Source organism: Nocardia flavorosea NBRC 108225, assembly GCF_001613385.1.
In the GTDB taxonomy this organism is placed as follows: Bacteria; Actinomycetota; Actinomycetes; order Mycobacteriales; family Mycobacteriaceae; genus Nocardia; species Nocardia flavorosea.
The window spans coordinates 257,588-269,014 of record NZ_BDCG01000017.1; the positions used below are offsets into that span (position 1 = coordinate 257,588).

The 11,427-nt window shown below is 68.6% G+C and carries 12 protein-coding genes; 7 read left to right on the plus strand and 5 right to left on the minus strand.

The features are described 5' to 3' along the window. Positions 1-594: 594 nt before the first annotated feature. Positions 595-2,193 (minus strand): amidohydrolase, encoded by a 1,599-nt coding sequence (locus tag NFL01S_RS23395; RefSeq protein ID WP_062978537.1) that lies wholly within the window; start codon positions 2,191-2,193, stop codon positions 595-597. Positions 2,194-2,330: 137 nt separating this feature from the next. Here NFL01S_RS23395 and NFL01S_RS23400 point away from each other — a divergent pair, with 137 nt between their 5' ends. Then, positions 2,331-2,729: a PPOX class F420-dependent oxidoreductase gene (locus tag NFL01S_RS23400; RefSeq protein WP_062978425.1), complete on the plus strand. Its 399-nt coding sequence runs from the start codon at positions 2,331-2,333 to the stop codon at positions 2,727-2,729. A 215-nt stretch (positions 2,730-2,944) separates the two neighbouring features. On the opposite strand, the gene NFL01S_RS23405 is transcribed toward NFL01S_RS23400, so the two are convergent. Next, positions 2,945-3,694, minus strand: a complete 750-nt coding sequence (locus tag NFL01S_RS23405) for a DUF8817 family protein (protein WP_062978426.1) — start codon at positions 3,692-3,694, stop codon at positions 2,945-2,947. Positions 3,695-3,796: 102 nt separating this feature from the next. On the opposite strand from NFL01S_RS23405, the gene NFL01S_RS23410 reads away from it, so the two are divergent. Beyond that, positions 3,797-4,369, plus strand: a complete 573-nt coding sequence (locus tag NFL01S_RS23410) for a PadR family transcriptional regulator (RefSeq protein ID WP_062978427.1) — start codon at positions 3,797-3,799, stop codon at positions 4,367-4,369. A gap of 69 nt (positions 4,370-4,438) precedes the next feature. Here the strand turns inward: NFL01S_RS23410 and NFL01S_RS23415 are convergent, their stop codons facing one another. The 3 genes from NFL01S_RS23415 to NFL01S_RS23425 all read right to left on the minus strand — a co-directional run bounded on the left by NFL01S_RS23415 (position 4,439) and on the right by NFL01S_RS23425 (position 6,953). Further along, complete coding sequence (locus NFL01S_RS23415) at positions 4,439-4,957, minus strand: FxsA family protein (protein ID WP_062978538.1); 519 nt, start codon at positions 4,955-4,957, stop codon at positions 4,439-4,441. Between the two features lie 139 nt (positions 4,958-5,096). Beyond that, entirely contained in the window at positions 5,097-5,756 is a 660-nt protein-coding gene (locus NFL01S_RS23420; RefSeq protein WP_062978539.1) for a response regulator, read from the minus strand. Between the two features lie 27 nt (positions 5,757-5,783). Continuing rightward, the gene (locus NFL01S_RS23425) at positions 5,784-6,953 is read right to left on the minus strand and encodes a sensor histidine kinase (RefSeq protein WP_062978428.1); all 1,170 of its coding nucleotides are present in this window, start codon (positions 6,951-6,953) and stop codon (positions 5,784-5,786) included. A gap of 344 nt (positions 6,954-7,297) precedes the next feature. On the opposite strand from NFL01S_RS23425, the gene NFL01S_RS23430 reads away from it, so the two are divergent. The 5 genes from NFL01S_RS23430 (at position 7,298) to NFL01S_RS23450 (ending at position 11,421) form a co-directional block, all read left to right on the plus strand. Then, positions 7,298-8,065, plus strand: coding sequence for a TSUP family transporter (locus NFL01S_RS23430; RefSeq protein ID WP_062978540.1), 768 nt, complete (start codon positions 7,298-7,300; stop codon positions 8,063-8,065). A gap of 119 nt (positions 8,066-8,184) precedes the next feature. Then, positions 8,185-8,448: a hypothetical protein gene (locus tag NFL01S_RS23435; RefSeq protein ID WP_062978429.1), complete on the plus strand. Its 264-nt coding sequence runs from the start codon at positions 8,185-8,187 to the stop codon at positions 8,446-8,448. A 325-nt stretch (positions 8,449-8,773) separates the two neighbouring features. Then, positions 8,774-9,313, plus strand: a complete 540-nt coding sequence (locus tag NFL01S_RS23440; RefSeq protein WP_062978430.1) for an RNA polymerase sigma factor — start codon at positions 8,774-8,776, stop codon at positions 9,311-9,313. 17 nt (positions 9,314-9,330) lie between these two features. Beyond that, on the plus strand, positions 9,331-9,804 hold the full coding sequence (locus tag NFL01S_RS23445) for a peroxiredoxin family protein (RefSeq protein ID WP_062978431.1): 474 nt from the start codon (positions 9,331-9,333) through the stop codon (positions 9,802-9,804). Positions 9,805-9,870: 66 nt separating this feature from the next. Beyond that, positions 9,871-11,421 carry a TldD/PmbA family protein gene (locus NFL01S_RS23450; protein WP_062978432.1) on the plus strand — a complete coding sequence of 517 codons (1,551 nt, stop codon included), beginning with the start codon at positions 9,871-9,873 and terminating at the stop codon, positions 11,419-11,421. Positions 11,422-11,427 lie beyond the last annotated feature (6 nt).

Consider the following 11,427-nt stretch of genomic DNA (forward strand, 5'->3'; position numbering starts at 1 on the left):
AGTGGTAGTCGGGCGTGGGCCGCCCAGGACTCCTGGTTCCCGGAGCGGCAGCCGGCCGTGAACTCCTCGATCACCGTCACCAGCGCCTCGGGCACACGGCGGCCGCCGTTGTCGCCGAATGGCCGCCACCGTCGGGCTCACGGTCGCTATGCGCCCCCGCGCCGCTCGGCGGGCCCCCGGCAGGGTTGTGGCTGCCGCTGTCACCGGTTATAGGCGGCGTGCGGTGATGGACCCATGGGTTGCACCGGTGGTGGTGTACGGCGGCTCGGAGGGCGACCCACGGATCCGATGGCCGGCGGAACCCCGGCGGCCATCGCGGCGAACGGGTTCAGCACCGAACGCCCGGGTGACACCCAGGCGTTCGGCCTGTAAACCCTCGGTCACGGGTCTGCCTTCGTCACCCGGAGCGTGCCACGCACCCAGAGGACAGCGGGCGAAGTACGCGGTTCGACCAGCGGCGCGTGCAACCGGCGCCGGCTCGTTCAGTAGGCCTCTGCGAGCAGGAAGACGCGTGGGATCCCTATCTCCCGTAACCGTGCATTTCGGGTGATCACACGCACACCATGATCAGCGGTCCACGGGCCTGCGCATCGGTCACCCGGTGTAGATCGTCGTGCCCTCGCGCACGGTCCGCAAGCAGCGGGGCAGGCGGGCGCCGGGGGTGAGCGGTGGCAGGCCGGGCACCCGGGAGCGCGGATCGGTGGACCAGCGCTGCACGGAATCCGCGGGTGCGGAGACCACGAGCTCGTCGGCCTCCCAGACCGCGTACGAGGCGGGTGCGCCGGGGACCAACGTGCCGGCCACACCGTCACGGACTCCCCCGGCGCGCCACGCACCCCGGGTGGCCGCGGCGAACGCGGCCCGGGGCGACAGGCCGTGCCCGGGAGTGCGGTGGTGCACCGCGGCCCGGACGGCGGCCCACGGATCCAATGCGGTGACCGGCGCATCGGAGCCGATGGCCAGCGAGATCCCGGCCGCGGCCATGGCGGCGAACGGGTTCAGCGCCGCCGCCCGGGTGCCCCCCAAGCGCTCGGTGTACATACCGTCGGTTCCACCCCATTCGCGGTCGAACACGGGTTGTACACTCGCGATGACGCCCCACCGGGCGAGCGCTTCGATCTGCGAGCTGTCGAGCAGTTCGGCATGCTCGACGCGGTGCCCACGAGCCGCGACGGCGGGGCCACCGAGTTCCGCGACCACTTGCCCGACCCCGGCGACGACTGCGTCCACGGCGGCGTCACCGATCGCGTGGAACCCGGCCTGCACGCCGGCTTCGGTGCAGGCCCGCACATGGTCGGCGATCTGCGTGGCATCCAGGTAGGAGACACCGGTCCCGGGGGCGTCGGAGTAGGCGTCACGTAACCACGCGGTGTGCGAGCCCAGCGAACCGTCGACGAACAGGTCCCCGGCCAGGCCGTGCACACCGAGATCGAGCACCAGTTCCCGTGCTTCGCCGGCCGTCCGCACGGCCTGGCCCCAATATGCTCGCACCTGCACGTCGTGCTCGAAGGCGAGCAACTCGCGCAGATCGGTCTCTCCTTCTATATCGGGGCCGGCACATTCGTGCACCGCGACCACCCCGTGCGCGGCCGCGATATCCAGCGCCGTTCGCCGCGCCGCCGCCCGCTGCTCCCCGGTGAGCAGTGCCCGGGCCGCCGCTCGCACCAGATGGTGCGCGTCCGCGCAGACCGGTTCCCCGGGCCGGTACCCGGCGGCGGCCGGCAGTCCGGGGACCGAATCGAGCAGCGCCGAGGAGGCCACCGCCGAATGACTGTCGACCCGCGCCAGATACACCGGGCGGCCGCGCTGCACGGCGGCATCGATTTCGGTGACCGTCGGCGGCCGGCCTTCCGGCCAGCGCGTTTCATCCCAGCCGTCGGCCAGGATCACGCCGTCGGGCCGGCCGGCGGCGAACTCCGCCACCAGTTCCAGGCACTGCTCCAGAGAATTCGCTTCGGACAGGTCGAGCCCCGAGCGCTGTAGTCCGTATGCGGTGGTGTGCAGGTGCGGCTCGACGAATGCCGGGGTCACCAGCGCGCCGTCGAGGTCGATCACCTCGGCCTCGGGATGCAGGGCCCGCCCCACATGATCGGCGCCCAGCCACACCACGACCCCGTCGGTGACCGCGAGCGCCGTGGCATCGGGGGCGCTCGCACTGTAGATCCGACCTCCGACCAGCAGCTGCGTACTCACGGTGAACCAGTCTGCCGCACCCGCCCGCGCACGCTGCGACCGGTCGCACCCCACGCACCCTGCGACCCATCGCACCCCACGCACCCTGCGACCCATCGCACCCCACGCTCGGCGGCCCGGCGAATTACCCTGCGTACATGACCAACACGCTCGGTGCGGTCGGCACCGCCGACTATGTTCTGCTCACCACCTTCCGCAAGGACGGCACTCCGGTACCGACCCCGCTGTGGGCAGTCGCCGAGGAAGGCAAGCTCTACGTCTGGACCGTCACGGACTCGTGGAAGGTCAAGCGACTGCGCCGCAACGCCGAGGTGACGCTGCAGCCCTGTGATTACAAGGGGAAACCGCACGGCGAGGTACTCCACGGCACCGGCCGCATTCTCGACGCGTCCGGCAGCGAGCATGTGCGCAAGCTGATCCGCCGCAAGTACCGGTTCTCCGGCCCACTGGTGGTGCTGGGCAGCACGCTACGCCGCGGTAAGACGGGCACCGTCGGTATCGAGTTGACCGTGCGGGCTGATTCGTCCGCCGAGTAGCCGACCAGGCTCGACCGATCACCGGTCCGGGCCCCGGTCATGCCGCCTTTCGTCGCTGAAGCGGTCGCCGCGTCCGGGGCCTCACGGTCTCACCGGCGCACCACTTCGGTAGACCCGCCGACCGATTCTTTCGGCTGTGACTGCCGCGGCCGGTCGTCGTGGACGGACTCGGCCCGGTGCCGCGGCGTCTGCCTGCACGGGAGCACCTACCTGTTCTACTCCGAAGGGCGCAGGTGTTCACCGGCGATCGGATCCAGCCAAGCAGCGAGATCGTCGGCGGCGGCGAGTTCGGTGGCGAGTTCGGCTCGCTCGGATTCGGTCAGCGACAGTGCCGCCAGGTCGGCGCGCCGGGCATCGGCCTTTGCCGGGTTCTCCAGCGCCACAGCCAATTCGGCGAGCGCCGCATACGCCCGGGCTCGGTCGGTGCGGCGCGCGTCGGCCCCGTGACGACGCAGCCCGGCCTCGAGTGCCCGTTCCGCGGCTTTGTCGTCGTCCTTGAAATCCCGCAGGATACGAGCGTTGTCGAGGACTTTCGCCAGCCCGGAAAGCTCGGCGGAGCCGCCGTATTCGACATCATCGGGTTCGCCCGCCTGGATGTAGGTGACCCAGTTGCCGTCCGGGTCGATCGCGCTGAATCGGCTCTGGCCCGGCCGGAACCGGGTGATACGCCCGAGCCCCTTGGCCGGCACCTTGCCGTACCGCTCCCGGAGCGCCGCGGTGAAATCGCGATGCCGGCTCGCCACATCGTCGACCATGACCAAGCATGTGGTCGTTTCTTGTGCCTGCCGGTCGTGCCCGCCCGCGGGCGGTGCGTAGTAGTGGATATCGCAGTCGTACGCGCGTAACGCCCCATAGGCATAGGGCTTGTGCTGTTCGTGCGTGACCGTGTACCCGAGCGTCCGCCAGAAGTCCAGGGTGCGCGCCAGGTCGTGGGTGGACAGTACGGGGACCGCGGTATCGCCCATGAAAACCCTCCAATAATCAATTTTGACTACCCAAAAATAGGCTGCGGCCGACCCAGTCGTCAAATTTGACTACCGTACTGTTCCGGTGACGGAAGGAGTCCGATGTCGGTGGTACGGCTACTGGTCCTCGGAGTGACGCGACGGCAACAGCCGACCCACGGCTACGCGGTCCGCCGTGAACTGCTCTCCTGGCGCGCGGATACCTGGACCAACGTGCAACCCGGCTCCATCTACCACGCCGTCAAACAGCTCACCCAAGAAGGCAAACTCCGCACTCTGGGCACCGAAGGTGGCAGCCGCGGCCCGGGACGAACCCTTTTCGAGCTGACCCCAGAGGGCGAAACCGAATTCTTCGAACGCCTCGACACCGCGCTCACCAGCGTCGATATGGAAGAACTAGGCGCCGGCATCGCGTTCATGGACGCACTCCCTCGCGACCGAGTGGTCGCCAAACTCGAGGAACAGCGCACCCGCAGCGAAGCCGTGCGCCGGGACTTACTCGCCATGATCGCCGACTACCCCGGCCGCCACGAACCCCCGCACTTCCCCGACCTCCTGGAACTGTGGAGCGGCGTCTTCGCCAATCTCACGGGCTGGACCTCGGGTGTCCTCGACCGGCTCGAACGCGGAGAGTACGTGCTGTCCGACCAGAAACACCCACACACCGGCCCCTGAGCGCAGACCGGCCCGGGCGCACGCTCCGGCAAACGCCGGAGGAATGGATTGAACCCCGGCGTCGGCCGGTCAGCTGCGCGGGCCGGGATCGAAACCGTCGGCGGTGACCACGCGCTTCTCCAACGCGGGCGCCGAACGCGTGGGTTCGTCGGTGTACCACTCGTCCACGACGACGCCGTCGATATCGGCGTCGACGACCGTCACCGACTGCCGCGGCATGGTCGCGGCCAGCTTGGCGACCCGGCGGGCGGCCAGGGCGGCGAGTACCGGACGGAACAGCGCCCGGGTCGGCGGGAGCAGCATGAGCAGCCCCACCACCGAACTGACCGGACCGGGCACGAACATGAGGACGCTGCCCGCCGCCACCAGCGCACCGTCGGCGACCGCGGCACCCGGGGTGATCTCCGCACGGGAGGCGCGGCGGAACTGTTCACCGACGCGACGCCACTGGGAGCCGAGCAACAGCATCCCCGCGGCGGAGCTGGCGATGAGCAGCAGGATCGCCGGGACCGCACCGAGCCAGAAGACGACGGCGGCGAAAACCGCGATCTCGACGACGAGGTAGACGAGGAAGCCGAGCACAGGCAGGCGCGAGTCAGGCCCGGAGACGGTAGCGGAGCGAGACCACGCAGGGCCCTCGCGCCTGCCGGATGGATACTGCATGGGCGAACCTTTCGGTCGGACTACCCGTACAACGCACGAGATGTCCGTTTTGCTCCCGGACCGGTCAACCGCCGGGCCGGACCAGCCCGGTTTCGTAGGCCAGCACGACCGCCTGGACGCGGTCGCGCAGGTCGAGCTTGGTCAGCACCCGGCCGACATGGGTTTTGACCGTCGCCTCGGACAGGAACAACCGGCCCGCGATCTCGGCGTTCGACCGGCCCGCGGCAATTTCTTCCAGCACTTCCCGTTCCCGCACGGTGAGGACATCCAGCACCGAAGGATCGCGGGACGGCGCAGGCTGTTCGGCGATCAGGCGGTCGAGCAGGCGTTTGGTGACTTTCGGCGAAACCACGGCGTCCCCGGCCGCGACGCTGCGGATAGCGGAGATCAGATCCTCGGGCGGGGTGTCCTTGAGCAGGAATCCGCTGGCGCCGGCGCGCAGCGCACCCAGGGCGTGTTCGTCGAGGTCGAAGGTGGTCATCACCAGCACTCTGGTGCCGTGTCCGGCCTCCAGGATCCGGCCGGTGGCGGTGACACCGTCGACCACCGGCATCCGGACGTCCATCAGCACGATATCGGGTTTCAGTTCGGTGGCCTGACTGATGGCGGTGGCGCCGTTCTCGGCCTCGCCGACCACTTCCAGATCGGGGTGGGCGCCGAGCACCATCTTCAGGCCGACACGCATCAGTTCCTGGTCGTCGACGACGAGCACGGTAATCGGCACGGACACCAATGTAGTGGCGGCAGCTTGTTATTCCGTATCCGGTGCGGCCAGCGGGATCCGGGCATACACCCGCCAGGTGCCCTCCGGCGTACGGCCGGCTTCCAGGCTGCCGCCGAGCACCGCCATCCGTTCCCGCATCCCGGCCAATCCCAGGCCGCTGCCCTGGATCCGGGCTTCCGGGTGCACCGGCACCCCGCCGGAATCGGTGACCTCGATCTCGATATCGCCGGTGTGCCGGTGCACCCGGACCCACGCCTTCGGATGGGCACCGGCATGCCGGAGAGTGTTGGTCAGCGCTTCTTGCACGATGCGGTGCACGCCCAGCCCGGCCTCGGGCGCGAGATCGTCCAGTTCGCCGGACAGTTCCAGCTCGACGGCCAGCCCGGCATCCCGCATGAGCTGCGCCACTCTGGCCAGGCCCGCCGTGCCGTGCTGCGGAACCTGATCGGGCGCCTGTTCGGTGCGTAGCAATGCGACGGTGCGGCGCAGCTCACGCAACGCCTCGCGCCCGGTACCGGCAATGGTGACGAGGGCCTTTTCCGTGGTGTCCGGGGCGGTGCGCAGCGCGTAGCGGGCACCGTCGGCCTGGACGATCATCACGCTCACCGCGTGCGCGACCACATCGTGCAGCTCGCGGGCGATCCGGGTGCGCTCGGCCGAGACCGCGTCGTGGGCGCGGCGTTCCCGCTCGGATTCGGCGACGGCGTGCCGGGCCGCCACCTCGGCGTCATAGGCGCGGCGGGCACCGGCGAACTCGGCCAGCACCCAGCAGAAGGCGAGGTAGATCCCGACGAACGCCAGATCGCCGAGTTTGAACCCGGTCACCACCGCCATGCCGTAGGCGGTATCGGCGACCAGTGCCAGCGCGTACCAGAAACCTTCACGCCGCCCCACATACGCGACCAGCGTGTACAGCATGATCCCGTGCCCGAGCAGCGCGGCATGCACTGTGGGGTCACCGACGATGAAGCCGATGGTGCTGGTGCAGAACGACAACACCATGAACGTCACCGCCATCGCCCGCGGATAGACCCGCCGCAAAGCGATCGGCAGTGGGAGCAGCACCGAGAACACCAGGAACGCGGCCGGGTTCGTGCTGTCGCGGGCGATCACCAGATCGAGGATCAGCAGGATCAGTGCGAGCGTGGAATCGGCGACGACAGGTTTGTCTCTGAGCCACAAACTGAATCGGCGCACACCCCCAGCCTAGAGCCGGTGCACGGACCGGTTGCCTCAGCTACTCCGCCACCGCGTTGCGCGATCGTGCCCGGCGGTCTTGCGGCCCGGGTGCGTAGCTCGGCTTCACGGTTGATATGTCCCGAACCCACAACTGGCAGGCTTGATCATGAGTGCGGTTCTCGACTTCTCGGCCTGGTTGAACCGGCACATATTCACACTGCCGGCGTGGTAGCTCGACAGCGCTGCAGGCCAGGGCCGGTCCGCCCACGACCCGACTGCCCCCGCTGTATATCCTCGCTTGTCGTGCATTCATCATCTCCGCTGGTCATTGTCTTTTTTGCCATCAACAGCCCTTATGCATGATGGATGTGACCGACTGGGCGCTCCTGCTGTCGGCGGCGACGGCAGCCGGCTGGGTCGATGCGGTGGTAGGGGGTGGCGGTCTGATCGTGCTGCCGACTCTGCTGCTGGTGGCGCCCGGTATCGCGCCGCAGACCGCACTGGGGACCAATAAGCTCGCCGCGGTGGCGGGTACGGCGACCGCGGCGGTCACCTTCGCCCGCAAGGTTGCGCTGCAGTGGGGACAACTGGTTCCGGCCGCGGCGCTGGCGGCGGTCACCGCCGCGGCGGGCGCGGCAGCCGTCTCCCTGATCGATCGTGACCTGTTCATCCCGATCGTGCTGGTGGTGCTGGTGGGGGTGGCGATTTTCGTCACGGCCCGGCCGTCGATCGGGATCACACTGGCGACCCATCCGCCGTCTCGCCGGAAAACAATTCTGGTGATCGCACTGGCCGCCGGCCTGGTCGGCGCCTACGACGGCCTGCTCGGCCCGGGTACGGGAACCTTTCTCATCATCACTTTCGCGACCCTGCTGGGTACCGAATTCGTGCGGGCCGCCGCTATGGCGAAGGTGATCAACTGCGGCTCAAATATCGGCGCCCTGGTCTTCTTCGGGGTCACCGGCCACGTGCTGTGGGCGCTGGGTGCAGCCATGGCCGTGGCCAATATCGCGGGGGCGGTGGTGGGGTCGCGGATGGCGCTGGCCCGGGGCGCGGAATTCGTTCGGGTGGTGCTGCTGGTGGTCGTCGTGGGAATGGTGATCCGGCTGGGCTGGCAGCAGTTCGGCTGAGCCCCGCATTCCCGGCCGGACGCCGCCCGCCCGCGCACCGCACCACCGCTGGTGGCGCTGCACCAGCCACCGCCAATGTCATCGCGATCGAACACGGTGCCGCGCACGCCCTGGACCGGGTGGGCCCCGCGGACGACGAGGTGGCCGAGATCCGGGCCGCGGTGTTCGGCAAATGCGATACCGCCCAGCGTCGTGCGCAAGCCGAGAGGACCATCCCGGCCGATGCGGACCTGGATTGGGTTCGCCGTGTCTATCTGGCGCTCATCACCGAAACGGTCCACGGTGACAGCGAACCCGATACATCGGCCGACCCGGACGCCCTCGCCCGCCGGGTGATCGACACCTTGCTCGACGGGGTAGCCGGCATGTCGAGGGACCGCTGACCCGTCGGCGGATCTTGCTCTCCTCCCTCCGAGCGGCACATTGCCGGAGTGGCCATCACCCGCCCGACCGGCCCTCGAGATCCCCGGCTGCACTACCCGATGACAGCGGGATTACCGGCTACGGCGCGCTGCAGCCGGCCGCCCGCAGTGGCCGCGAACGGACACCGGCGCCGACGATCCCGGTAGCGTTTTCGATTCGGTTCGAATCCTTTCGCGGTCGAGCACGCTCTTATGCTCATGAGAGTCCGACCGAAACGAAGCAGCGCGATATTCCGCGCGCCACACCCACCGGCCGTTCCGGCAGATCGTCGAGGAGGTGAGGGCCGTGGGCCGTGGCTGGCCCGGTGAACAGCTCGTTCGAGCGGCCCAGCGCGGCGATCCGGAGGCGATCTCGGCGATCGTGCACGGGGCTCATCCGCATGTGCGGCGCTTCGCACAACATCTGTGTGCGTCGTCCGCCGATGCCGAGGACGCCGCGCAGGAGGCGTTGATCACGCTGTATCGGAAAATCGGCACCCTGAATGCCACAGCGGCTCTCGCGTCGTGGATGTTCCGCATCGTTCGCAACGAATGCCTGCGTCGCGCCCGATACGTGCTCGACCGCGGACCGCAGATCGCTGATGCCGCCCCGGAGATCGTCGCCTCCGCCGAGGAGGAGGCCCTGCGCCGCCTCGACGCCGACCAGCTCATACAGGCGATCAGCGCCTTGCCCGACCTCCAGCGCAGGGTCCTGATCATGCGCGATGTGCTCGGCCACCCCGGGCGCGCGACAGCCGATGCCCTCGGCCTGAGCACCGCGGCAATGAAATCGCAGTTGCACCGTGCGCGCGCCGCGGTCCGGCGCGACCTCCGCCCTACTCCGTGAATCGAAGGGAAGTTTCCATGCTCATCTCCGGATCCCCCGCACCCGACCTCGAACTCGAAGACACCACCGGGCAGGCGTGGCGGTTGTTCCAGCACCGCGGCGTGCACAATGTTCTCCTGTATTTCATGCGGTCGACATCGTGCCCGCTGTGCAACCGGCACGTTCGCGATCTCGCCGCTCGGCAAGACAGGTTCGACGAGGACAACATCCATGTCGCGGTCGTGGCGCCCGAGGGGCGCAGCCCAGCCCTGGCATGGAAAACCGAGCGCGGTATCCCGTTCCCCGTCCTGTCCGGCGCTGCGGCAAGCCCTCACGAATCGATCGGACTCACTCGTAAAGTCTTCGGTGCGCTCCAGCAGTCCGGCACCGTCCTCGTTGACCTCGACGGCATCGTCCGGCACGCCCACGGCGCCACCCTGCCCCTGAACAGCTACGACAGGAAGGGGCTCCTCGCCGCTATCGATTCCGTGCTCGGCCGACCGATCGGGTGACACCGGTGGCGTGAATCGAGGGGTCGCCCGGAAATGTTGCGCAGTGGGTAGGTTGGTCGGGTGAACATGGCGACGTCCACCGACCCCGGCGGGCACTCTTCCGGGCACGATATCGATCCCGAATTCGCGGGCCTACCGCTGCGGAGTCTGGCCGATGCGGCGCTGTCCGCGGCCCGCGCGGCCGGTGCCGAGCATGCGGATCTCCGGGTGCACCGGCTGTGTACGCAGTCGATCCGTTTGCGGGACGGCCGGGTAGAGGCGTTGACCGATACCGTGGAGCTGGGTTTCGCGGTACGGGTCATCGTGGACGGCACCTGGGGTTTCGCCTCGCATGCGGTCTTGACCGCGAATACCGCAGCGGAGGTCGCGCGGTCCGCCGTGGCCGTCGCGACGAGTCTGCGGGCGCTGAACCGGGAACGGGTCACCTTGGCGGACGAACCCCGCTACGACAACGCGCGCTGGGTCTCGGCCTACGAAATCGACCCCTTCACGATCCCCTCCGCCGACAAAGTAGCCCTGCTACAGGATTATTCGGGGCGTCTGTCGGCCGCCGACGGGGTCGATCACGTCACCGCGACCCTGTTGCAGGTCAAGGAACAGACCTACTACGCCGATACGGCGGGCTCGTCGATCATCCAGCAGCGGGTGCGCCTGGAGCCCGAACTGGAGGCGATCACGGTCGATTCCGCGTCCGGCGCGTTCGAAACCATGCGGACGCTGGCACCGCCGGTCGGACGGGGCTGGGAATACGTCACCGGCGCGGACGGTGTGTGGGACTGGAATACGGAACTGAGCCGGATCCCGGAGTGGCTGGCCGAGAAGGTGAAGGCCCCGACGGTGACGCCGGGCCCGGCCGATCTGGTGATCGACCCCACCAACCTGTGGCTGACCATTCACGAATCCATCGGGCACGCCACCGAGTACGACCGCGCCATCGGCTATGAATCCGCCTATGCCGGCACGTCGTTCGCGACCCCCGATCTGCTCGGCACGTTGCAGTACGGAACCCCGGTCATGCACGTCACCGCCGACCGGCTGCAGCGGCACGGTCTGGCGTCCGTCGGCTACGACGACGAGGGGGTGGCCGGCCAGCGCTGGGACCTGGTCCGCGACGGTGTCCTGGTGGGCTATCAGCTCGATCGCGTATTCGCCCCCCGCCTCGGCCTGGACCGGTCCAACGGCTGTTCGTACGCCGATTCCCCACATCACGTGCCGATCCAGCGGATGGCGAACGTTTCCCTGCAACCGGATCCGGAGCGCGACACCAGCACCCAGGAACTGATCTCACGAGTCACCGACGGTATCTACATCGTGGGCGATAAGAGCTGGTCGATCGATATGCAGCGCTACAACTTCCAGTTCACCGGCCAGCGATTCTTCCGGATTCGCAACGGCGAACTGGACGGACAGCTCCGCGATGTGGCCTACCAGGCCACCACCACGGATTTCTGGGGTTCGATGGAGGCGGTCGGCGGCCCGTCGACCTGGCAGCTGGGGGGCGCGTTCAACTGCGGTAAAGCACAACCGGGACAGGTGGCGGCCGTCAGTCACGGCTGCCCCTCGGTCCTGGTGCGCGGTGTGAATGTGCTCAACACGCGGACGGAGGCAGGCCGATGACGACAC